The sequence below is a fragment of the Pseudomonas sp. S2_C11 genome (assembly GCF_054668395.1).
This window is the reverse complement of the sequence record NZ_CP162765.1, coordinates 2394724-2416360: the sequence shown is the minus strand read 5'-3', so window position 1 is coordinate 2416360 and position 21637 is coordinate 2394724. Positions and strand designations below refer to the sequence as shown.

At 59.4% G+C, this 21637-nt stretch carries 20 protein-coding genes; 12 read left to right on the top strand and 8 right to left on the bottom strand.

Annotated features, from left to right (window positions below; genetic code table 11):
• Window positions 1-265: 265 nt before the first annotated feature.
• Entirely contained in the window at window positions 266-1900 is a 1635-nt protein-coding gene (locus AB4N48_RS10940; protein WP_095179989.1) for a methyl-accepting chemotaxis protein, read from the bottom strand.
• Between the two features lie 304 nt (window positions 1901-2204).
• Between AB4N48_RS10940 and AB4N48_RS10935 the strand changes: the two genes are divergently transcribed.
• Together AB4N48_RS10935 and AB4N48_RS10930 are read left to right on the top strand one after the other, a co-directional pair.
• Complete coding sequence (locus AB4N48_RS10935; protein WP_016774688.1) at window positions 2205-3035, top strand: undecaprenyl-diphosphate phosphatase; 831 nt, start codon at window positions 2205-2207, stop codon at window positions 3033-3035.
• The gene (locus tag AB4N48_RS10930; RefSeq protein WP_460095420.1) at window positions 3032-3460 is read left to right on the top strand and encodes a DUF1294 domain-containing protein; all 429 of its coding nucleotides are present in this window, start codon (window positions 3032-3034) and stop codon (window positions 3458-3460) included. The genes AB4N48_RS10935 and AB4N48_RS10930 overlap by 4 nt, the downstream gene beginning before the upstream one ends.
• A gap of 36 nt (window positions 3461-3496) precedes the next feature.
• Here the strand turns inward: AB4N48_RS10930 and AB4N48_RS10925 are convergent, their stop codons facing one another.
• The 3 genes from AB4N48_RS10925 to AB4N48_RS10915 form a co-directional block, all read right to left on the bottom strand.
• Complete coding sequence (locus AB4N48_RS10925; protein WP_056786210.1) at window positions 3497-4468, bottom strand: IS110 family RNA-guided transposase; 972 nt, start codon at window positions 4466-4468, stop codon at window positions 3497-3499.
• Between the two features lie 386 nt (window positions 4469-4854).
• Window positions 4855-5214 carry an MmcQ/YjbR family DNA-binding protein gene (locus tag AB4N48_RS10920; protein WP_110645259.1) on the bottom strand — a complete coding sequence of 120 codons (360 nt, stop codon included), beginning with the start codon at window positions 5212-5214 and terminating at the stop codon, window positions 4855-4857.
• Complete coding sequence (locus tag AB4N48_RS10915) at window positions 5211-6119, bottom strand: LysR substrate-binding domain-containing protein (RefSeq protein WP_460095419.1); 909 nt, start codon at window positions 6117-6119, stop codon at window positions 5211-5213. The genes AB4N48_RS10920 and AB4N48_RS10915 overlap by 4 nt, the downstream gene beginning before the upstream one ends.
• 126 nt (window positions 6120-6245) lie before the next feature.
• Between AB4N48_RS10915 and AB4N48_RS10910 the strand changes: the two genes are divergently transcribed.
• Both AB4N48_RS10910 and AB4N48_RS10905 read left to right on the top strand, forming a co-directional pair.
• On the top strand, window positions 6246-6857 hold the full coding sequence (locus AB4N48_RS10910) for an FMN-dependent NADH-azoreductase (RefSeq protein WP_460095418.1): 612 nt from the start codon (window positions 6246-6248) through the stop codon (window positions 6855-6857).
• Window positions 6858-7024: 167 nt separating this feature from the next.
• Window positions 7025-8062, top strand: coding sequence for an alpha/beta hydrolase family protein (locus AB4N48_RS10905; RefSeq protein WP_150635350.1), 1038 nt, complete (start codon window positions 7025-7027; stop codon window positions 8060-8062).
• Between the two features lie 127 nt (window positions 8063-8189).
• Here the strand turns inward: AB4N48_RS10905 and AB4N48_RS10900 are convergent, their stop codons facing one another.
• Window positions 8190-9377 (bottom strand): MFS transporter, encoded by a 1188-nt coding sequence (locus AB4N48_RS10900; protein ID WP_056785939.1) that lies wholly within the window; start codon window positions 9375-9377, stop codon window positions 8190-8192.
• Between the two features lie 283 nt (window positions 9378-9660).
• Window positions 9661-11247 carry an ABC-F family ATPase gene (locus AB4N48_RS10895; RefSeq protein ID WP_460095417.1) on the bottom strand — a complete coding sequence of 529 codons (1587 nt, stop codon included), beginning with the start codon at window positions 11245-11247 and terminating at the stop codon, window positions 9661-9663.
• Between the two features lie 375 nt (window positions 11248-11622).
• On the opposite strand from AB4N48_RS10895, the gene AB4N48_RS10890 reads away from it, so the two are divergent.
• The 4 genes from AB4N48_RS10890 to AB4N48_RS10875 all read left to right on the top strand — a co-directional run bounded on the left by AB4N48_RS10890 (window position 11623) and on the right by AB4N48_RS10875 (window position 16230).
• On the top strand, window positions 11623-12849 hold the full coding sequence (locus tag AB4N48_RS10890) for a zinc-dependent alcohol dehydrogenase (RefSeq protein WP_150635349.1): 1227 nt from the start codon (window positions 11623-11625) through the stop codon (window positions 12847-12849).
• A gap of 15 nt (window positions 12850-12864) precedes the next feature.
• The gene (locus tag AB4N48_RS10885; protein WP_460095415.1) at window positions 12865-13794 is read left to right on the top strand and encodes a ZIP family metal transporter; all 930 of its coding nucleotides are present in this window, start codon (window positions 12865-12867) and stop codon (window positions 13792-13794) included.
• Window positions 13795-13903: 109 nt separating this feature from the next.
• A complete protein-coding gene (locus AB4N48_RS10880; protein WP_460095414.1) occupies window positions 13904-15271 on the top strand; it encodes an iron-containing redox enzyme family protein in 1368 nt (455 codons plus the stop codon).
• A 14-nt stretch (window positions 15272-15285) separates the two neighbouring features.
• Window positions 15286-16230 carry a methyltransferase gene (locus tag AB4N48_RS10875; protein ID WP_460095413.1) on the top strand — a complete coding sequence of 315 codons (945 nt, stop codon included), beginning with the start codon at window positions 15286-15288 and terminating at the stop codon, window positions 16228-16230.
• Between the two features lie 33 nt (window positions 16231-16263).
• On the opposite strand, the gene AB4N48_RS10870 is transcribed toward AB4N48_RS10875, so the two are convergent.
• The gene (locus AB4N48_RS10870) at window positions 16264-16698 is read right to left on the bottom strand and encodes a short chain dehydrogenase (protein WP_323621323.1); all 435 of its coding nucleotides are present in this window, start codon (window positions 16696-16698) and stop codon (window positions 16264-16266) included.
• Window positions 16699-17007: 309 nt separating this feature from the next.
• On the opposite strand from AB4N48_RS10870, the gene lpxO reads away from it, so the two are divergent.
• A complete protein-coding gene (lpxO, locus tag AB4N48_RS10865; protein ID WP_460095412.1) occupies window positions 17008-17907 on the top strand; it encodes a lipid A hydroxylase LpxO in 900 nt (299 codons plus the stop codon).
• A 131-nt stretch (window positions 17908-18038) separates the two neighbouring features.
• Here the strand turns inward: lpxO and ku are convergent, their stop codons facing one another.
• Window positions 18039-18905, bottom strand: a complete 867-nt coding sequence (ku, locus tag AB4N48_RS10860) for a non-homologous end joining protein Ku (RefSeq protein ID WP_460095410.1) — start codon at window positions 18903-18905, stop codon at window positions 18039-18041.
• Window positions 18906-19093: 188 nt separating this feature from the next.
• On the opposite strand from ku, the gene AB4N48_RS10855 reads away from it, so the two are divergent.
• The 3 genes from AB4N48_RS10855 (at window position 19094) to AB4N48_RS10845 (ending at window position 21630) form a co-directional block, all read left to right on the top strand.
• Window positions 19094-19414: a hypothetical protein gene (locus tag AB4N48_RS10855; RefSeq protein WP_150635343.1), complete on the top strand. Its 321-nt coding sequence runs from the start codon at window positions 19094-19096 to the stop codon at window positions 19412-19414.
• Window positions 19415-19466: 52 nt separating this feature from the next.
• On the top strand, window positions 19467-20612 hold the full coding sequence (locus AB4N48_RS10850) for a PQQ-dependent sugar dehydrogenase (RefSeq protein WP_150742116.1): 1146 nt from the start codon (window positions 19467-19469) through the stop codon (window positions 20610-20612).
• A 205-nt stretch (window positions 20613-20817) separates the two neighbouring features.
• A complete protein-coding gene (locus AB4N48_RS10845; protein WP_310215941.1) occupies window positions 20818-21630 on the top strand; it encodes a crotonase/enoyl-CoA hydratase family protein in 813 nt (270 codons plus the stop codon).
• Window positions 21631-21637 lie beyond the last annotated feature (7 nt).

Sequence of the window (21637 nt, the reverse complement as noted above, 5' to 3'; positions counted from 1 at the left end):
GGGAACTGACCGCGTTGTTTGGTCGAGGTACGCCGACCTGGAATAACGCGTCGAACGCAGATCATGAAAAGCCCAGTGATCTGCGATCAAAAGCCCCTCACTGTAGAGACCTCTCCCGGAGGGGAGAGGGAACTGATCGCGTTGTTTGGTCGAGGTACGCCGACCTGGAATAACGCGTCGAACGCAGATCATGAAAAGCGCAGTGATCTGCTCCCTCTCCTCGGGGAGAGGGCTGGGGTGAGGGGGGGCTCACCTCGGTGACCGGTCAGACCCGGAACTGGCGCAGCAACCCGTTGAGCTGTTCGCTCAGTTGCCCAAGCCGCAGGCTGGCTGCACTGGACTGCTCAGCCGCCAACGCGGTGCTATGGGAAAGCCCGGCCGCCTGGGTGACGTTCTGGTTGATGTCCTCAACCACCTGCGCCTGTTGCAGCGTAGCGCTGGCAATCGACGCATTGAGACCGTTGAGATTACGTAACGCCTGGCCAATCGCATTAAGGCTCGCTCCGGCCAGTCCCGCCTGTTCAATGGTCAGTTGCGAGGCCTTGCTGCTGTCGCCGATCACCTTCACCGCAGCCTCCGAATGATTCTGCAAACGCTCGATCATCGACTGAATCTCCGCCGTCGATTTCTGCGTACGCTGGGCCAGCAAGCGCACCTCATCGGCGACTACGGCGAACCCGCGACCCTGTTCTCCCGCGCGCGCCGCTTCAATCGCCGCGTTCAAGGCCAGCAGGTTGGTCTGTTCGGCAATCGAACGAATCACCTCCAGCACGCTGCCAATCTGCGTACTCTCCGCCGCCAGGGTGCGGATCACTTCCACCGCTTGATCAATCGTGCCCGAGAGCTTGTCGATCTGTTGCAGGCTGCCGTCAATATTGATCTGCCCCTGTTGCGCCTGCGCTTCGGCATCGCGCATTTCTGCGGCGGCGTGTTCGGCGTTTTTCGCCACGTCCTGCACGCCGTAGGTGACTTCGTTGATCGCTGTGGCCACCAGTTCCATCTGCTGCGACTGCTGCTGGCTGCGCTGCTGCGCCTGCGAGGCATCGTTACCCAGCTCGCTGGAAGACTGGCCCAAAGCGCTGGCCGAGACCTGCAGATCACCAATCACTCGGCGCAGCTTGGCCGTGAAGGCATTGAAATGATGGGCCAGTTCGGTGACTTCATCCTTGCCATGGGTATCGAGGCTGCGGGTCAGGTCGCTTTCGCCGCTGGCGATGTTGGCCATCGCATTCACGGTTTCCTGCAACGGACGGACGATGCTGCGTGCGATCAGAATCACCAGCAGCGCCATGATCAGCGCAATCGCCAGGCCGATGGCCGACGCCTTGATCATCTGCCCCTGGAATTCGGCTTGCACATCGTCGACATACACGCCGGAGCCGATCACCCAGCCCCACGGCTCAAACAGCTTCACATAAGAGGTCTTGGCAACGGGATCAGTCGCTCCCGGCTTCGGCCAGCGATAATTGACCATGCCCGCGCCTTTGGCCTTGGCGATGGCGACCATTTCGTTGAACACCGCAAAGCCGTCCGGGTCGCGGATCGCCGAAAGGTTCTGGCCTTCAAGTTTGGGGTTGGTCGGGTGCATGACCATCACGGGCGTGAGGTCGTTGATCCAGAAGTAGTCGCTCTGGTCGTAGCGCAGGCCACGGATCGCGGTCAGCGCCTGCTTTTGCGCCGCGTCCCTGGTCAGGGTGCCAGCGGTCTCAAGACCTTGGTAATAGGTGAGCAGGCCGCTGGCGGTCTGCACCACGTGCTGGGTTTTCTGCGCCTTGGCGTGGTAGAGGTCGTCATGGATCTGCTTGAGCATCAGCACGCCCAAGGTCAGCAACATGACCACCGCCACGATCAAGATGAGCCACAAGCGTCGGCTGATCGACACACTGCGCAAGCTGTTCATAACGCTGTCACTCCGGATTCTTGTTCTTGTAATAAACGATCGCCAGCATCCAGCCACCGCTGTGGGCTCGCGATTGCGCGACTTGAGCCGCCTAACGCGGGGAGCGCTATTAAGGCTTGTCTGTTAGGATTTCGGCCCCGCGCGCGAAAACCTGAATCCGGTTTTGATATTTCACGGAATTTTTACCGTTTCGTGTGGATCCTGTGCGCGCGCAATCGCTACAGCTTTTACCGGCTACGCTGGACGCAGTGAACGAAAAAATACTATCGGGGCATGCCCGCGTGCATCGCTCTTTGGGGGATTGATGGATCTTTGGACCGCCTTGCAGGCACTGATTCTAGGAGTTGTAGAAGGGCTGACGGAGTTTTTGCCCATTTCGAGCACCGGACACCAGATCATCGTCGCCGACTTGCTGAACTTCGGCGGCGAGCGGGCCATGGCGTTCAACATCATCATTCAGCTCGGCGCGATCCTCGCGGTGGTCTGGGAGTTTCGGCGCAAGATCCTCGACGTGGTGATCGGCCTGCCGACCCAGCCGAGCGCACGACGTTTTACCGCCAACCTGCTGATCGCCTTCCTGCCGGCCGTAGTGCTCGGCGTAATTTTTGCCGATCTGATCCACGAATATCTGTTCAACCCGATCACCGTGGCGGCGGCGCTGGTCATCGGCGGGATCATCATGTTGTGGGCCGAACAGCGTCAGCATGAGGTGCATGCCGAAACCGTCGACGAGATTCGCTGGACCGACGCGTTGAAAATCGGCTTCGCGCAATGCCTGGCGATGATTCCCGGCACCTCGCGTTCCGGCTCGACGATAATTGGCGGCTTGCTGTTCGGTCTGTCACGCAAGACCGCCACCGAGTTCTCGTTTTTCCTCGCCATGCCGACCATGGTTGGTGCGGCGGTGTATTCGGGCTACAAATACCGCGATCTGTTTGTGCCGGCGGATTTCCCGGTGTTCGCCATTGGTTTTGTCACGGCGTTCATCTTCGCCATGATCGCTGTGCGCGGCCTGCTCAAGTTCATCGGTAGCCACAGCTACGCAGCCTTTGCCTGGTACCGGATTGCGTTCGGCCTGTTCATTCTGGCCACCTGGCAGTTCGGCTGGGTGGACTGGTCGGCGGCCAAGGCATGAACGATTCCCGCACGAGCCGCCCTGAGGGGCGACCTTTAGGCGGGCGCGTTCAGCATCTGAAATTGAAGCTTGTGGTGTTGCTGGTCGTCTGCGCGCTGCCGCTGTTCGGCTCGCTGTCGATGTGGCTCAGCGGCATCTCGCGGGTGCCGTTGGCGGCGTACGGGATTGTCAGTGTGCTGGCGTTCTTTCTGTACTGGGCCGACAAACGCAAGGCCCGCGCCGACGCCTGGCGTACCCCGGAAAACATCCTGCATGCGGTGGAACTGGCGGGCGGTTGGCCGGGTGCTTTGATCGCGCAGCAGGTATTCCGGCACAAAACGCGCAAGGTGTCGTTTCAGATTCTGTTCTGGGCGATCGTGTTGCTGCATCAGGTGTTCTGGATTGACCAGATTTTTCTCGGTTCCAACCTGTTGTCTTTGATCTAAAAAACACACTTACCCCTGTAGATACCGTCTTGAGCCTCACCGGGCAAGCGCAAGTTTCGGGTCATATGGCAGTCCTGACTTGAGCACTCCGTAAACGAAGTGCAGCAGCTTGCGCATTGCTGCGCAGATGATCTGCTTGGGGGCCTTGCCATTGGCTTCCAGGCGTTCTTTCATCGCCTTGATCGCCTTATTGTGTTTCAGCGCCACCATGCCAGGCATGTAAAGGCCTGCACGCAGCCGTGCTGACCCTACTCTTGAGATCAGGGTGTGACCTTTGAGCTTTCCTGATTCCTGCAGCTTTGGATTGAGCCCTGCAGCAGCGACCAGTTGGCGAGGATCACTGTATTTGCGCAAGTCACCCAGTTCGGCGAGCAATCGTTCAAGCGTTTTTTGTCCGATGCCGTCGATGGTTACGATGAGATCCCGCATCTGACGCATATCCGGGTCGTCATCGATGTGTTTTTTGATCGCCTTATGCGTTTCTACGATCTCTTTTTCGATATGGCGCAGAACGGAGTTGATCGAGTCTTTGACCTTTTCGTCGGAAACGTCCAGACGATTGAGCTCCATTTGTTCCATTTCCTGAAGGTCATCCAGGCGGCGCACCATTGCTTTTAACTGGCGGTATTTCAGCGGCTCAGGCGCCCATGGGTGAAGTTTTTGATCCTTTTCCCGGGCAAAGTCGGCGATCAGTTTGGCATCGCTTTTATCAGTCTTGATGCGGCGCAGTTCGCTGTCAGCGTACGCTTTGGTCGTAGCCGGGTTCACGACGCAGACCCGGAAGCCTTTGTTGTAAACGAATTCCGCGAGCTCCAAATGGTAGACGCTGGTGGCTTCCATCACGATCAGGGCCGAACGCTCGGCATTTTTTTCTAGCCACGCCTCAAACTCTTTAAAGCCCTTTGGATCGTTGGCCAGCTTGGCCTTGGTTTTGTGCTTGCCGTTGGGCTGGTGTGTAGCGATATCAAAGGTGTTCTTTGCGATGTCGACGCCAACGAAACCGGACATGATTGATTCTCCACTTGTTCCCTGTTGCGATCATCACGTCACTCTGTCCAACCTTGCGAATGCGGGCTCTCGCCGCAGGCGGGCCCAAGATACCGTGCGAACTGTACGAGTGAGTGTGGAGGGCTGGAGCACGATCTACGTCACAGGCAAAAAGCCTAAGGAGCTGCGCGGCTTCCAAGTCCCTCCCTCGATGATCAGTCGAGAACTATCGCTCCTGACGGAGCGTTAGTCGAGATACAAGGAGCTGCCGAAGGCTGCGATCTTTTGGGACGCAGAGCGTCCCCGGCTGCATTCCCACGCAGAGCGTGGGAACGATCAATCCTCGCTGATGAGTCGCCTGACAAACCGCCTTCGCGAGCAGGCTCGCTCCCACAGGATTTGCGTGCTTACAAAAGCAGGCCGATTTGAGTCTTCTTGGGCAACTTGCCCACCACCAGTTGATGCGATCGCTGCAACAAACCCTGTAATTCCTCGGCACCCAGCGGGTAGGGCGGGTGCATGATGATCCACTGCGCCCGCGCCAGATACGGCGCTGGATGAATCCCCGGGCGGTCGCAGTGGCCGAGAAACAGATCCTTGTCGACCTTGAACGCCAGCGAATCCCCACGTAATCCCTGCAAGGCAAACATCTTGTTGCCGGCAATCGAGAACACCCGCACGCCGCCCCATTTGTAATCTTCCCGCGCGCCGGGCAGGGCCAGACAAAACTCGGCAACTTCGGCTTCGCTCATTCTTCCCTGTTTCATAGAAATCTGTCCCCGCAGGCATTGAACGATTCGACCAGGTGATCAATCCATGCGCGCACCGCTGGCATTACCCCGCGCCGGTGCGGATAGACCGCTTGCAGCCAGCCGCCAGGCAATGACCATTGCGGCAGCACTTGCACCAGTGTGCCGTTACGCAATTCGGTTTCGCAGAACATCATCGGCAGCACGGTAAAGCCCTGACCGGCGAGCACGCAGGCCTTGCGCACCACGAAGTCATCAATGCCCAGCCGCGCTTCCATGCTCAGATCGACGCTCTTGCCTTGCTGATCGAGCAGACGCACATGAACCATGCGGTCGGCTTCCAGCGCGCCGAGTACCGGCAGGTTTTTCAGGTCCTGCGGATGATTGATGGTCTTGCCTTGCATGAACGCCGGGCTGGCGATCACCACTGCTTGCGCCTGCCGCAAGCGCCGGGTGACCAGCAACGGGTCTTCATCGCCGTGATCGCGCACACGCAACGCTACATCGATGCCTTCGGTGACCAGATCGACCCGGCGGTTGAGCAGGACGACCTCCAACTGCACCTGAGGAAACTTGCCGAGGAAATCGCTGATCACCGTCGGCAGCATTTCATGGGCAAGACCGGTCGGGCACGATACCCGCAAGCGCCCGCGAGGCTCGCTAGACATGCTCGCCACGGCCTCGTCAGCCATTTCCGCTTCCAGCAGCATCGCCTGACAGTGGCGCAAATAGCGTTCGCCCACGGCAGTGAGGCTCAGTTGGCGAGTGGTGCGTTGCAGCAGACGTGCACCGAGGCGCTCTTCCAGCTCGGCGATCCTTCTCGAAAGCCGTGACTTGGGAATACCGAGCAAGCGCCCGGCGGCGGCAAAACCGCCGGCTTCGACCACTTTGGCGAAATAGTAGAGATCGTTGAGGTCCTGCATGCGCGTTTCCAGTCGTTCTATCAATGGGACGAACTATCGCATTGTCAGCGACTAATCAGCTATTGGTTTGTTGCGTAGGATTGTCTCCATTCCGTCGCCGCCGGCGATTCTTTCAGGAGAACCCACATGAAACTGTTGCACATCGATTCGAGCATTCTCGGCGACAACTCGGCTTCCCGTCAGTTGAGCCGTGAAGTCGTCGACGCCTGGCAAGCCGCCGAGCCGAGCGCCGTGGTCACCTACCGCGACCTGGCGGCCGATGCGATCAGCCACTTCTCGTCGACCACGCTGGTTGCCGCCGGCACCACCGCCGAACTGCGCGACGCTGCGCAACAGCACGAAGCCGAGCTGAGCGCTTCGACCCTGGCCGAATTCATCGCTGCCGACGCCGTGGTGATTGCCGCGCCGATGTACAACTTCACCGTTCCAACCCAGCTCAAAGCGTGGATCGACCGCGTCGCCGTCGCCGGCCAGACGTTCCGCTACACCGAAGCCGGCCCTGAAGGCCTGTGCGGCGGCAAGAAAGTGGTGATTGTGTCGACCTCTGGTGGCATCCATGCCGGTCAGGCCAGCGGCATCGCTCACGAAGAGTATCTGAAGCTGTTACTGGGCTTCCTCGGCATCACCGATATCGAAATCGTCCGCGCTGAAGGTCTGGCCTATGGCGAAGAAGTGCGCAACAACGCCATGAGCGCTGCGCAGGCAAAGATCAGCGAGCAACTGTTCGCCGCCGCGTAAGGCTTGCGTAAAGAACAGCGTCTGTTCAGGCAATCCCCAAAAAACTCTGTATTCTGATTCCGCAAGGGCTGATTACTGAGTTTTTTGTTTCTGGCTGTTACATAATCTGGCCCGGGTTATGCAGTTTCAGCACATCCGACGATGTGGTCCGACAGGGTGGGGCATTCATGAGGCATCTTTGTGCAATGTTGCTGATTTGCCTGCTGGGCAGCCTGAATTCAGTGCAGGCCGCGCCGGGGCGGCACCCTGTCTGGAGCGTCGGTTATCACGAGATGACCTTTCTCGACCCGCTCGATCTGCAACCGATGCGCGCCATCGCTTTTTACCCGTCCAGTGACCGTGAGCATATGAGTTTGCTTGAGGGCTATTCGGTCGAGGCTGGAGAAGACACCAAAGTTGCCATCGGCCGCTTTCCCATGTTGATGCTCTCCCATGGTAATACCGGCACGCCGCTGGCCTTGCATGATCTGGCCACTTCGCTGGCGCGCAAGGGGTTTGTCGTGGTGGCGGTGATTCATCCCGGCGACAACTGGCGCGACCATAGCCGACTTGGCACTTTGAGCAATCTCTACGGGCGGCCAATCCAGATTTCCCAAGCGATCACCGCCACCCTCGCCGACAACATGCTGGCCCCGTTCGTCAATGCTGACCAGGTCGGTGTGATCGGTTATTCGGCCGGTGGCGAGACCGCGCTGATTCTTTCCGGGGCGCAACCGGATCTGGATCGTCTGCGCCGCTATTGCCAGGAACGCCCGGACGATCACGACGCCTGCAACACCCAAGGCGAGCTGATTGTCGATCGCGACGATTTGCAGCCAGTGGCCGATCCACGGGTTCACGCGTTATTGCTGATGGCGCCGCTGAGCCTGAAGTTCGGCCGCCACACCCTTGCCGATGTGCACGTACCGGTGCTGCTCTACAGCGGCGACGGCGACAAACTGGTGGCCTTCGATAAAAACGCTGCGGCCCTGGCGCGCAAACTGCCCACCGCGCCGGACTTCAAATTGCTGGCCGGGGCAGGGCACTTCGTGTTCATGGCGCCGTGCACTGAAGAGCAGATCCGCGCCATGCCGGCATTGTGCACCGATGCCGACGGGGTGGATCGCGAGGATATTCATCGCAACCTGATCTCCGAGGCCGGACGGTTTTTTGCCCAGGCACTGGGTAAATCGAGCAGGGCGGGGATGCAGACGGCGGATCAATAACTCAAACACCGCATTCCCCTGTGGGAGCGAGCCTGCTCGCGAAAGCGGTGAGTCAGCCAGCGCATCTTTCTCTGACACGACGCCTTCGCGAGCAGGCTCGCTCCCACGGAGATTGAATTGTCTGTTTTCAGGGAAGTGCACGACGCTTGAGCAACAAGGTCAGGCCCAGCCCGGTCACCGACAACAACGCCGCGCTGAAGAAAATCCACGAATAGCCCAGATTCAACGCCACCGCGCCCATCAACGGTCCCGCGATCGCCAGCGCCAGATCGAAGAACACTGCATAAGCCCCCAACCCTGAACCACGACTGGAACTCGGCACCTGTTTGATCGCTTCAACCCCCAGCGCTGGGTACACCAGGGACAGCCCAAACCCCGCCAGCCCTGCGCCAATCAACGCATACGCAGTGGAGGGCGCCAGCCACAACAGCACCAGCCCGACAGTTTCAACCGACATGCAAACGATGGCCGAGGCAAACCCGCCAAACCGGGCAATCGCCGAGATGAACAACAGCCGCGACAGAATGAAACACACGCCAAACACGGTCAGGCAGTACGCCGCGCCGGTCCAGCCTCGGTTGAGGTAATAAAGGGTGATGAAGGTGGTCAGCGTGCCGTAGCCGATCGAGGCCAACGTCAGGCTGGTGCCGTACGGTGCAATCTTGCCGAACACCGCCCAGAACGACAGGCGCTCGCCACGAATCACCGGCACCGAAGGTTTGTTGCGGATCAACCACAGCGCGCCTGCCGCCAACGCCGACAGCGCGATGCCAAGGCTGACAAAGCCATATTCAGCGACCATCACCACGCCCAGTGGCGCACCAATGGCAATCGCGCCGTAAGAGGCGATGCCGTTCCAGCCGATGGATTTTGCCGTGTGCTCGACACCGACCTGGCCCATGCACCAACTGATGGTGCCGACACCGATCAGGCCTTGGGCAATGCCAAGCAGCAGGCGCCCGGCGATCAGGATCAACAGGCTGGTCAGCGGAAAACTTTGCAGCAAGGTCGACAGCAACGTCAGCGCGCCACTGAGAACAATCCCCCACAAGCCATAAATGATCGCCCGCTTGGTGCCGAGGGTGTCCGACATGCGCCCGGCCATTGGCCGGCTGAGCAGGGTGGCCAGATACTGCGAACCGATCACCAGGCCGGCAATGATCGCGCTGAAACCCAGTTGCTCATGGACGTAACCGGGCAATACCGCAATCGGCAAACCAATGCAGAGGAAGGCAATGAAGGTGTAGAAAACGATGGAGACGATCTGCAGGGTGATCGCCAGGGAGCTTTGCGGTGGCAGTGGCTGCGCAGACATGAGCACTCGTTCGCGGGCGGCGGTGGGAGAGTTGCCGACATCATGGCGCGGGGCTGGGATAAAAGAAAGCAGGCTAACTACTTTCCCTTGGGATTGATGGGGCTGCTGACGGCCCCTTCGCGAGCAGGCTCGCTCCCACATTTGAAATGCATTCCCCTGTGGGAGCGAGCCTGCTCGCGAATATCTGCGCACCAGCAATGTCCAAACGCCGAATGCAAAAAGCCCCGTCACAGAGGACAGGGCTTTTAACTTGCAGCTTGCAGCTTGAAACTAAAAGCTGCTCTTAGAAAACGACGCCTTGGCTACGCAGGTAGTCGTCATAAGTGCCGCTGAAGTCGGTCACGCCGTTCGGGCTCAGCTCGATGATGCGCGTGGCCAGGGACGATACAAACTCACGGTCGTGGCTGACGAAGATCAGCGTGCCCGGGTAGTTTTCCAGCGCCAGGTTCAGTGCTTCGATCGATTCCATGTCCAAGTGGTTGGTCGGTTCGTCCATGATCAGCACGTTGGGCTTTTGCAGGATCAGCTTGCCGAACAGCATGCGACCTTGCTCACCACCGGAGATGACCTTGACCGACTTGAGGATCTCGTCGTTGGAGAACAGCATCCGGCCCAAAGTACCGCGAATCATCTGCTCGCCCTGGGTCCACTGACCCATCCAGTCGAACAGGGTGACGTCGTCTTCGAAGTCGTGAGCGTGGTCCTGAGCGTAGTAGCCCAGCTCGGCGGCGTCGGTCCATTTCACGCTACCGGCATCCGGGGTCAGTTCGTTGACCAGGGTACGCAGCAGGGTGGTCTTGCCGATACCGTTCGGGCCGATGATCGCAACGCGCTCGCCGGCTTCAACCTGGAAGCTGAAGTCCTTGAACAGTGGCTTGCCATCGAAACCCTTGGCCATTTTCTCGACCATGACCGCCTGACGGTGCAGCTTCTTGTTCTGTTCGAATCGAATGAACGGGCTGACGCGGCTGGAAGGCTTGACCTCGGCCAGCTGTATCTTGTCGATCGCCTTGGCGCGGGAGGTGGCCTGCTTGGCTTTCGAGGCGTTGGCCGAGAAGCGGCTGACGAACGATTGCAGCTCGGAGATCTGCGCTTTCTTCTTGGCGTTGTCCGACAGCAGTTGCTCGCGGGACTGGGTCGCCACGGTCATGTATTCGTCGTAGTTGCCCGGGAACAGGCGCAGCTCGCCGTAATCCAGGTCAGCCATGTGCGTGCACACGCTGTTCAGGAAGTGACGGTCGTGGGAGATGATGATCATCAGGCTGTTACGCTGGGTGAGGATGTTTTCCAGCCAGCGAATGGTGTTGATGTCCAGATGGTTGGTCGGTTCGTCGAGCAACAGCACTTCCGGATCGGAGAACAGTGCCTGCGCCAGCAACACGCGCAGTTTCCAGCCTGGCGAGACTTCGCTCATCGGGCCGAAATGCTGTTCCAGCGGAATGCCCAGACCCAGCAACAATTCGCCGGCACGGGATTCGGCGGTGTAGCCGTCCATCTCGGCGAACTCGGTTTCCAGCTCGGCAACTGCCATGCCGTCTTCTTCGGACATTTCAGCCAGCGCGTAGATGCGATCGCGCTCGGCCTTGACCTTCCACAGCTCTTCGTGACCCATGATCACGGTGTCGATCACGGTGAATTCTTCGTAGGCGAACTGATCCTGGCGCAGCTTACCCAGACGCACGTTCGGCTCGAGCATGACCTGGCCACCGGACGGATCGAGATCGCCGCCGAGGATTTTCATGAAGGTCGACTTGCCGCAACCGTTGGCACCGATCAGACCGTAGCGATTGCCTGCGCCGAATTTGACCGAAACGTTTTCGAACAGCGGCTTGGCGCCAAACTGCATCGTGATGTTAGCTGTGGAGATCAATTACCTTACCTATCAATGGGTTAGAGCTGGTCTGTGGTGCCTGGTACAAACCTGAGTACCAATCTGGAGCTTTTCCAGCTCCCCCCAGTCTGTGCTTGAGTTGAGCCAACGCGCATAAGCCGTCCGCAACTGGGGCCGTTGAAGGCAAGCTGCTGAGCGACGAGTACGGGGTTCTTGTTGGACATTGGCGCGCATTGTCGCATAACTCAGACGGCAGTTATATGGCAGGCAAACGGGCGTACGCATCGGCTCGTCCGAGAAGTCCCCGATATCCGCTGATCAAAATCTCGAAAACCCGAATGAACTCACTCGGCCATTTTCACTTCGGAAAGTGGAGCAGCAGCCATTTTCGTTCAAACGAGTGAGGACCAAGCCATGCGAGCAATGACCTATCACGGCGCCCATGACGTGCGCGTCGAAACCGTACCGGACCCGAAACTTGAAGCCGCCGACGACATCATCCTGCGCGTCACCGCCACCGCCATCTGCGGGTCGGACCTGCACCTGTACCGAGGCAAAATACCCACCGTCGAGCACGGCGATATCTTTGGTCATGAGTTCATGGGCATCGTCGAAGAAACCGGCCCAGCCGTCACGGCCGTGCAGCGCGGCGACCGCGTGGTAATTCCGTTCGTGATCGCCTGTGGCGATTGCTTCTTCTGCCAGCAAGAGCTTTACGCCGCTTGCGAGACCACCAACGAAGGCCCCGGCGCGGCGCTGAACAAGAAAATGATTCCGCCGCCAGCAGCGCTGTTCGGCTACAGCCGTATGTATGGCGGAATTCCCGGTGGCCAGGCGGAACTGGTGCGCGTGCCGAAAGCCAATACCGGCCCGTTCAAGGTGCCGGGCACGCTGTCGGACGAGAAAGTGCTGTTTCTCTCTGACATCCTGCCGACTGCCTGGCAAGCGGTGATCAACGCCGGCGTTAAACAGGGTTCGAGTCTGGCGATCTACGGCGCCGGGCCGGTCGGTTTGCTCACCGCAGCCTGCGCCAGGATGCTCGGTGCCGAGCTGATCTTCATGGTCGATCACCACCAGTACCGTCTCGATTATGCCCAGCGCACCTACGGGGTGATTCCGATCAACTTCGATAAGGACGATGACCCGGCCGACACCATTACCAGCCAGACTCCCGGCCATCGCGGCGTCGATGCCGTGATCGATGCCGTCGGCCTTGAAGCCAAGGGCAGCACCACCGAAACGGTCATGGCTACACTCAAGCTTGAAGGCAGCAGCGGCAAGGCTTTGCGCCAGTGCATCGCCGCCGTCCGCCGTGGCGGTGTGGTCAGCGTTCCGGGGGTGTATGCCGGGTTTATCCATGGCTTCATGTTCGGCGATGCTTTTGACAAGGGCCTGACCTTCAAAATGGGCCAGACTCACGTACAGCGTTTTCTGCCGGAGCTGCTTGGCTATATCGAAACCGGCAAGTTGCAGCCTGAAGCGATCATCACCCACAGGCTGTCGCTGGAGCAGGCCGCCGAGGGTTACAAGATCTTCAATAAAAAGCAGGAAGAATGCCGCAAGGTGATTCTGACGCCGGGTGGCAGCGATGTTCCGCTGGCGCAGCTGGATGAAACCACGCCGTTCGTACCGGCCACCTGAAACCGAGGACTTTTCATGGCGCTACCGTCATCTTCGTTCGCCGCCCCCGTGCGCGCATGGTTCGTCAGCCTGACACGTACGGGCTGGGGAGGGCGGATTTTCTGGCTCACCCTGATCATTGTAACCGTGTTGCTGTTGATCAGCGGCTACACCGGATTGGTCAGTACCGGCCGCGACACGCTACGCCTAGCGACCCTCGGCGGGCTGTCGGGTTTCGCGGCTACGGCAGTCGGTGCGTTATTGGCCTTGGCGCTGCGGGCGATTACTTCGCGAACCCAGGACACCATGCTTGGCTTTGCGGCGGGGATGATGCTGGCAGCCAGTTCCTTTTCACTGATCCTGCCGGGCATTGCGGCGGCGAAGGAGGCGGTGAGCAGTCCCATGCTCGCCGCTGCCGTCGTTGTGGCCGGCATGGCCTTGGGCGTGGCGTTGATGGTCGGCCTCGACCGCTTCGTTCCTCACGAACATGAAAAAAGCGGCCGGCGCGGCCCGGAAGCCAAGCGCTTCAATCGGGTCTGGCTGTTCGTGCTGGCGATCACCCTGCACAACCTGCCGGAAGGCATGGCGATCGGCGTCAGCTTCGCCACCGGCGACATGAAAATCGGCTTGCCGCTGACCACTGCGATCGCCATTCAGGACATCCCCGAAGGTCTGGCCGTGGCGTTGGCGCTGCGGGTCACCGGCATTTCCGCAGTGCGTGCAGCGTTGATTGCCGCTGCGTCAGGATTGATGGAGCCGTTGGGCGCGATTATCGGTTTGGGCATCACCAACAGCTTCGCCTTGGGCTTCCCGGTGGCGATGGGCCTGGCCGCTGGTGCAATGATTTTCGTGGTGTCCCACGAGGTCATTCCGGAAACTCACCGCAACGGCCACGAAACACCGGCCACGCTCGGGTTGATGCTTGGCTTCGGCGTGATGATGTTTCTCGACACGGCTTTGGGTTAGTCAACCATCCACACCACTGAGCGCATCGCCCCGCACAAAAAAGGAATTTTTTTCAGCGCCAATCACTCTTTCGTTTATAGGCAATGCCAATAACGCAGGGGAATGAGTCATGTCGCTGATCGAAATCCCGACCAGGAAGTCTTCGGGTAAAACATCCACGCCGGCGGATACCGAGCGCCGGCTTTATGACCGATTGCTGGCGGAAGACTCCACGGTTGATCGTGCGGCACTGGACTTCCTGCGCCAGCAGCTGAGCAAGGCGGCTGCGCTGTCTGACGATTTGCCGGCCAGCGCCGAAGAGCTGCTGCAATGGTCGGAAACCCGCTGCGCCAGCGTGGCGGCCGAGTACGCCGATTACCTCGAACAACGTCAGCAGGGCGCACCGCGCCGCTATTTCCGCAACAAATCCCACGCGTTGTATTTCATTCTGCATGTGGCACCGACCAAAGAGGTCGATGGCGCCTGGCTGGCCGGGCTGCTGCCGCAGTGGCAGGACCCGCGTTTCGACGATTTGCTCGATACCTATCTTGAAGAGCTGGGCGAGGGCGTGCCACGGCAGAATCATGTGGTGATCTATCGCAAGCTGCTCGCCGAGCATGAATGCTCTGATCTGAGCGGTCTTGCCGACGAGTATTTTCTGCAAGGCGCGGTGCAGCTGGCACTGGGACGTTTCGGCGGGCAGTTTCTGCCAGAAGTCATCGGCTTCAACCTCGGCTACGAACAACTGCCGCTGCACTTGTTGATCAGTGCTTATGAGCTAGCGGAGCTGGGCATCGATCCGCACTATTTCCGCCTGCACGTGACCATCGACAACGCCAGCACCGGCCATGCGCGCAAGGCAGTGCAATCAATGCTCGAACTGATGCCGCTGGGCGATGAACGCGATGAGTTCTACCGGCGCATGGCCGTCGGTTATCGCCTCAACGACGTGGGCAAAGGCACTACCGCCGTCATCACAGAGTTTGATCTGGACCACGAAGTCATCGCCATGCTTGAGCGCAAGGCGGTCTTTGGCCGGCACATGCATTCCGACTACTGCCGTATTGAAAACCGCACCATCAATCAATGGCTGGCCACGCCGGGACAGATGGGCGAGTTTCTTTCGGCGCTGGAGCGCAAAAGCTGGATCAAACGCGGTGAGGCGGTGGAAGAAAGTCGTTTCTGGCGTTTGATCGACGGCAGCGATGCGGCGATGTTCGGGGTGTTCAATGGCTATGAGAAACAGCTGTTGCGCGACTGGATCACTCAGGATTGCCCGGCCTCACGGCCTCGGCCTTACGTACGCCGCGAAGCTGCCGTCGAAGAAACCTTTGACGATGACGCCGATCTGCTCAACCTGGAAGCGGCACTGGCCAACAAGCCTGCCGCCGAACAGATGTCATTGTTGATGCCATGGCTGCAACCCCAGCGGCACTGGCGTCCGGCCGGACTTTTCGCGACGCGTCGCTTCATGCAACTGCGCGCCCGCTTGCGTTGAAACAAGGAGGCTTCATGTCGGCACAAGAAACATCGGACAGAGCGCTGTTCGAGCTGGGCAAGCGCCTGCTCGACAGCGGTTATCACTTCATTACCCCAACGCCGTTGACCCACGAACGTTTTCTGCAGCGCTTTGCCACGCCGTTGGCGAAAGATCTGCGTGATGTGTTTGGCTGGTCGATGCCGTTTCCTTCAGAGCTGTTTCGCGCAGAAGAACTGGCCACGCTGGAGCAGGCCGGCGTAGTTGCACGCGATGGCGCGGTGTGGCGCAGTCAAGTGCGCTGGTCGACGCTCAATGAGCGGTTGTTCGCTCATTCCGCCTTCCCGACAACCGCGAGCGATGCGGTGTTCTTCGGTCCGGATACCTACCGTTTCGCTCAGGCCATAGAAGCGCAGTTGCAGCAGCGCTTTTCGCCGATCAGGCGCGCAGTAGACATCGGCTGCGGAAGCGGCGCCGGCGCGGTGCTCATCGCCAAGGCACGGCCGGATGCCCAAGTGCTGGCGGTGGATATCAATCCGCAGGCGTTGCGCATGAGTGCCGTCAACGCTGAGCTGGCCGGGGCCAACAACGTGTCGGTGTACCACAGCGATCTGCTCGCCAGTGTCGAAGGTCAGTTCGACTTGATCATCGCCAACCCGCCGTATATGAACGACCAGCAACAGCGCGCCTATCGCCACGGAGGTGGAGCGCTGGGCGAGGGCTTGTCGGTGCGTATCGTGCGTGAGGCGTTACCACGTCTGGAAGTCGGCGGCACGTTGCTGGTGTACACCGGCGTGGCGATCGTCGCCGGGCAGGACCCGTTCCGCGAGGCCGTGGCGCCTTTGCTCAAGGGCGAGCGTTTTGGCTGGACTTATCGTGAACTCGATCCGGATGTGTTCAGTGAGGAACTGCTCAAGCCTGAATATGAGCGCGCCGAGCGCATCGCCGTGGTCGCACTGACGGTAACCCGCGAGCAGTGACCGATAGTTGGGCCACTGCTCGCGCGGTGGCCTTCAGCGATTTCTGATGCGCGAGATCGTCAGCAGACAAACTCCTACCAGCATCGCGGCCCCGGCTACCAACAGCGGCGAAGGGCGAATCGGCTGCCGCGAGATACGCTCGATGCGCCCGGCGAGGGAGGCGCGCACCGGCGCAAGAGGTTCCGCCAGATAAGGCGCTTCTTCAATCTCCAGCCGTAAGCCGTCCGGCATCACCAGCGTCAGCCCTTCGATCGTGCCGGCAATCCTGCCCGGATAAACCGGCTCACCGGTCGGGTCGAGCTGGTCGTAGAAAAATATTTGCCCTTCAAGCCAGCCGACGGCGGTCTGCAATTCAGGCCCCAGGTAATACTTTCCATCGAGAAAAAAGCCAGAGAATTGCGGCGCGCGCTCGACGCTTTCAATGCGATAGCGCTGACCTGGTTTCATACCGGTTTGTGGGGCGATCATGGGGGTTCCTCCGTTATTGGTAAAGCGATAGAGGAGCGCGTGCCAAGCGTGGTTCCATCCAAATGAGCAACGGGCGTATTGCCTCTTGTACAACGCGCAGGTATTACACAAACGCAGGCAAGACAGTTTTTCACAGTTGAGGGTTCACTATCGGTTACGAACTGTGGCTAAAATGCCACCCTTTCACCGAGCGCCCGGAAACGGCGCGGGCCATGGACGCGCCCTGTGCATCAAGACCGCTGCATAAGACGCTGGGCCTCAGGTCGCCACGCGCGCAGTTTGTTCACTTTTGACGTGTGACCCTTTTCCGTGAAACTCATCATTGCCGCTGTTTATGTCATCTCCATTGCTTACGTTCACTTGCGTGGACGCGTGCGCCACAAACTGGGGCGACAATTGAGTGACCACTCGACGTTTCTCGCGCCCATCAACTGCTTCCTCTATCTGTTTTCGAAAATCCCCAACAAGCCGTACCTGAATCCGGCGGATTTCCCGGATCTGAGCCCGTTGCAGGCGCACTGGCAAGAGATTCGCGAGGAGGGCCAGAATCTGTTGCGTGCCGGCGAGATCAAGCGCTCGAATCAGTATGACGATGTCGGCTTCAACTCTTTCTTCAAGACTGGCTGGAAGCGCTTCTACCTCAAGTGGTACGGCGACAGCCATCCATCGGCGATGAAGCTGTGCCCGCGCACCACTGAATTGGTGCAGAGCATCGGCTCAATCAAGGCGGCGATGTTTGCCGAGCTGCCACCGGGCTCGAAGCTGGTGCGCCACCGCGATCCGTACGCCGGTTCCTATCGTTATCACCTGGGTCTGGATACGCCGAATGATCCCGGCTGCTACATCAACGTCGACGGTGAGAACTATCACTGGCGCGATGGCGAAGCGGTGATGTTCGACGAGACGTTTATTCATTACGCAGAAAACACCACGGATCAGAATCGCATCATTCTGTTCTGCGACATTGAGCGGCCGTTGAAGTACCGCTGGGCGGCGGCGTTCAACCGCTGGTTCAGCCGCACCGTGATGTCAGCGGCGGGCGCGCCGAATGATGCGGGGGACAAGACGGGTGGTATCAACCGCTTGTTTGCCAAGATCTACAAGATCCGTTTGCGCGGCAAAGAGCTGAAGAAGCGCAACCGTACGCGGTATTACCTGGAGAAGTGGGCGATTTTTGCGGCGTTGTTGGCGATCTTTATTCTGATCTGAGACTTGCGGTGTCAGTACCGGCCTCTTCGCGAGCAGGCTCGCTCCCACATTTTGAAATGCGTTTCCCTGTGGGAGCGAGCCTGCTTGCGAAGGCGGCTTCACTTCAAACATACCTCTAGCTGGCCCAACGCTTACTCCCCAGACGCCTTCCTGGTCTTCTTCGCCGGCGCCGCCTTACTGCTTGATTTGGCCTTGGGCTTGGCCGGTGCCTTGCCACCGAGGCTGCGTTTGAGCAGCTCGGTCAAGTCGATAACATCGGCAGTCTTGCGTTCTTCCTCGCCAGTGGTGGTCTCGACGTCCTCGATCTTGCCTTCGTGGGCTTTTTTCTCGACCAGCGCCATGATCTTGTCTTCGAACTCGTCCTTGTAGTCCTCAGGCGACCACTCCGAGGTCATGTCTTCAACCAGACGTTTAGCCATGTCCAGCTCGCCCTTGGCCAGTTGCGGCTTGGTCACTTCGCTGCCCAGCGCCAGCTCATCGAGGCTGCGCACTTCCTGCGGCCAGCGCAGTTTCACCAGAACCAGCGCCGACTCCAGCGGCATCAACGCGGCCAGGTATTGACGGGTATGCAGGACAACGCGGGCAAGGGCGACCTTGTTGGTTTTGCTCAGGGTTTCGCGCAGCAACGCGTAAACCTTGCCGCCGCGCTTGTCTGGCGCCAGGTAATAGGGCGTGTCGATGTTCTGCAGCGGAATCTGCTCGGCGTCGACGAAAGAGAAAATGTCGATGGTCTGTGTCGAGACGGGGTGCGCCGAGCGGATTTCTTCCTCGCTGAGCACCACGTAGCGGCCCTTTTCGTATGCCACGCCTTTGACGATGTTCTCTTTGGTGACTTCCTTGCCGGTGACCTTGTTGATGCGTTTATAGCCCACCGGGTCCATGCTGCGCCTGTCGAGCCAGTCGAAGTCCACGCCTTGGGACGACGTCGCTGAAACCAGCGCCACGGGGATGTGTACCAGTCCAAAACTGATTGCGCCTTTCCAGATTGCCCGAGCCATGACCAGTCCTCCGAGTGATGATCAGGTGACCCGTGGCGCGGCGAGAAAGTTTCCAGTGATTGCGCGGCTTCCAGCGGTACGGTCAAGCCGTGTTACATGTTGTTTAAGGCACGAGGGTTAACAAATCCGAACCCACGGCGTAGCTTGGGCTCCAAGGCTCTAGTCCACGCACATCGAGAGGTATTCCCATGAACCGGTTTCTGATTGGCATCGCCGTCCTCGTCTTAAGTGGTGGCCTGGTTCATGCCGATGTAGTGCTCGCTCAAAGCCCCACCGGGAACAGCAACAATCCCTACAACAGCCCGATTCGCCGGGCCAATCCCAACAGCATGCAGGGCACCCAGCCCAGCGCTCCGCCGCTTCGCGGGCCGAACACCGTTCCCGTGCCACGTCAGCCGACCGTTGAAAATCGCGGCATCGGCAATGGTCAACCGATTCGCTCGGTGCCGAGCAATCCGCCAACCTTCATTCCCAACCCGCCCCCACGGGGCACCGGCAGCAACCGTTGAACGGCAGGACTGATGTTCTGTCAGCCTTTCACACGAACAAAAGGAATCGTGCATGTTGCGTAAAACCCTACTAGCCACCTGCTGCGCCGCCGCGCTGATCAGTGCCCCGGCGTTCGCCGCCGCGCCCAAAGAGCTGAAAAGCGAGCAGGGCATTCTTGAAGTCACCACCATTGCCCAAGGCCTGGAACATCCTTGGGCACTGGCGTTTCTGCCTGATCAGAAGGGCATGCTGGTGACCGAACGCCCGGGTCATCTGCGCGTCGTGAGCAAGGACGGCAAACTGTCGGAGCCGATCAGTGGCGTGCCGCAAGTCTGGGCCAAAGGGCAGGGCGGCTTGCTCGATGTGGCGCTGTCGCCGGACTTCAAGCAGGACCGCATGGTTTACCTGTCCTATGCCGAGGGCGGTGGGGAAGGCGGCAAGGCTGGTACGGCGGTAGGGCGCGGACGGCTTTCCGATGACCTGAAGACGCTGAAGGACTTCAATGTGATCTTCCGTCAGGAACCGAAACTGTCAGTGAGCAACCATTTCGGTTCACGGCTGGTGTTCGATCGCGACGGGTATCTGTTCATCACCCTCGGTGAAAACAACGATCGGCCGACTGCGCAGGACCTCGACAAGTTGCAAGGCAAAGTCGTACGCATCTTCCCGGATGGCAAGGTGCCGGACGATAACCCTTTCGTCGGCCAATCTGGTGTCCGGCCTGAAATCTGGTCCTATGGCCTGCGCAACCCGCAGGGCGCGGCGCTCAATCCGTGGACCGGCACGCTGTGGGAGAACGAGCACGGGCCACGTGGCGGCGACGAAGTGAACATCATCGAACGTGGCAAGAATTATGGCTGGCCGTTGGCGACCCATGGCATCAACTATTCGATGCAACCGATTCCTGAGGCGAAGGGCAAAACTGCTGAAGGCACCGTGGCGCCGCACCATGTCTGGGAAAAATCCCCCGGGGTTAGCGGCATGGCCTTCTATGACGCGGATCGCTTCACGCCGTGGCAGCACAACGCGTTTATCGGCGCACTGGTGACCCAGGAGCTGATTCGCCTGCAGTTCGATGGCGACAAGGTGGTCCATGAGGAGCGTTTGCTGGGTGAGTTGAATCAGCGTATCCGTGACGTGCGTCAAGGGCCGGATGGCTATCTGTATGTGCTGACAGATGAAGAGAATGGCTCGCTGTACAGGCTGGGGCTGAAATAATTGCGTGCGGTGAATGATCCGACGCCTTCGCGAGCAGGCTCGCTCCCACATTGAAATGCAGTCTCCCTGTGGGAGCGAGCCTGCTCGCGAAGAGGCCCGCGCATCTTGCGCAGACTTCGGGCAGTCCCGCATTTGGCCGAACCGCCGCCCCCTTGCCTTGTTATAGTTCGAGGCTTATTTCCCAGCCCGGTAAAGGATCACTGCCATGACTCAATACTCCGCCTTCAGCGTCGAACTGGCCGACAACATCGCCCATGTGCAGATCAATCGCCCGGAAAAGATCAACGCAATGAACGCGGCGTTCTGGAGCGAAATCGTCGAAATCTTTCACTGGGTTGACGATACCGACGAAGTCCGCGTGGTGGTGCTCAGCGGTAACGGCAAGCATTTTTCATCGGGCATCGACCTGATGATGCTCGCCGGTGTCGCCAATGAACTGGGCAAGGACGTGGGCCGTAATGCGCGCCTGTTGCGGCGCAAGATTCTCAATCTGCAAGCCTCGTTCAACGCCGTCGACAATTGCCGCAAACCGGTGCTTGCTGCAATTCAGGGCTATTGCCTGGGCGGGGCAATCGATCTGATCGCCGCCTGTGACATGCGTTATGCCGCCGAGGACGCGCAATTTTCCATCAAGGAAATTGACATCGGCATGGCCGCTGATGTCGGCACGTTGCAACGGTTGCCGCGAATCATCGGAGACGGCATGCTGCGTGAACTGGCTTACACCGGTCGCACCTTTGGCGCCGAGGAAGCACGCAGCATGGGCCTGGTCAATCGCGTCTACGGCGATAAGGACACGCTGCTCGAAGGCGTGTTCGGCATTGCCCGTGACATCGCTGCGAAGTCGCCGATCGCCGTGACCGGTACCAAGGAAATGATCAGCTACATGCGCGACCATCGCATCGACGATGGTCTTGAATACGTTGCCACCTGGAACGCCGCCATGTTGCAATCCACCGATCTGCGCGTGGCCATGGCCGCCCACATGAGCAAACAGAAACCCGAATTTCTGGATTGAGTTAACC

What these genes read in the sequence shown, in the direction of transcription:
- AB4N48_RS10850 (WP_150742116.1), top strand. Translation starts at nt 19,467, where the DNA reads ATGTTGCGTAAAACCCTACTAGCCACCTGCTGCGCCGCCGCGCTGATC.
- AB4N48_RS10855 (WP_150635343.1), top strand. Translation starts at nt 19,094, where the DNA reads ATGAACCGGTTTCTGATTGGCATCGCCGTCCTCGTCTTAAGTGGTGGC.
- AB4N48_RS10925 (WP_056786210.1), bottom strand. Translation starts at nt 4,468, where the DNA reads ATGTCCGGTTTCGTTGGCGTCGACATCGCAAAGAACACCTTTGATATC.
- AB4N48_RS10940 (WP_095179989.1), bottom strand. Translation starts at nt 1,900, where the DNA reads ATGAACAGCTTGCGCAGTGTGTCGATCAGCCGACGCTTGTGGCTCATC.
- AB4N48_RS10885 (WP_460095415.1), top strand. Translation starts at nt 12,865, where the DNA reads ATGGCGCTACCGTCATCTTCGTTCGCCGCCCCCGTGCGCGCATGGTTC.
- AB4N48_RS10890 (WP_150635349.1), top strand. Translation starts at nt 11,623, where the DNA reads ATGCGAGCAATGACCTATCACGGCGCCCATGACGTGCGCGTCGAAACC.
- AB4N48_RS10935 (WP_016774688.1), top strand. Translation starts at nt 2,205, where the DNA reads ATGGATCTTTGGACCGCCTTGCAGGCACTGATTCTAGGAGTTGTAGAA.
- AB4N48_RS10920 (WP_110645259.1), bottom strand. Translation starts at nt 5,214, where the DNA reads ATGAAACAGGGAAGAATGAGCGAAGCCGAAGTTGCCGAGTTTTGTCTG.
- AB4N48_RS10880 (WP_460095414.1), top strand. Translation starts at nt 13,904, where the DNA reads ATGTCGCTGATCGAAATCCCGACCAGGAAGTCTTCGGGTAAAACATCC.
- AB4N48_RS10875 (WP_460095413.1), top strand. Translation starts at nt 15,286, where the DNA reads ATGTCGGCACAAGAAACATCGGACAGAGCGCTGTTCGAGCTGGGCAAG.
- AB4N48_RS10870 (WP_323621323.1), bottom strand. Translation starts at nt 16,698, where the DNA reads ATGATCGCCCCACAAACCGGTATGAAACCAGGTCAGCGCTATCGCATT.
- AB4N48_RS10930 (WP_460095420.1), top strand. Translation starts at nt 3,032, where the DNA reads ATGAACGATTCCCGCACGAGCCGCCCTGAGGGGCGACCTTTAGGCGGG.
- AB4N48_RS10915 (WP_460095419.1), bottom strand. Translation starts at nt 6,119, where the DNA reads ATGCAGGACCTCAACGATCTCTACTATTTCGCCAAAGTGGTCGAAGCC.
- AB4N48_RS10845 (WP_310215941.1), top strand. Translation starts at nt 20,818, where the DNA reads ATGACTCAATACTCCGCCTTCAGCGTCGAACTGGCCGACAACATCGCC.
- AB4N48_RS10900 (WP_056785939.1), bottom strand. Translation starts at nt 9,377, where the DNA reads ATGTCTGCGCAGCCACTGCCACCGCAAAGCTCCCTGGCGATCACCCTG.
- AB4N48_RS10910 (WP_460095418.1), top strand. Translation starts at nt 6,246, where the DNA reads ATGAAACTGTTGCACATCGATTCGAGCATTCTCGGCGACAACTCGGCT.
- ku (WP_460095410.1), bottom strand. Translation starts at nt 18,905, where the DNA reads ATGGCTCGGGCAATCTGGAAAGGCGCAATCAGTTTTGGACTGGTACAC.
- AB4N48_RS10905 (WP_150635350.1), top strand. Translation starts at nt 7,025, where the DNA reads ATGAGGCATCTTTGTGCAATGTTGCTGATTTGCCTGCTGGGCAGCCTG.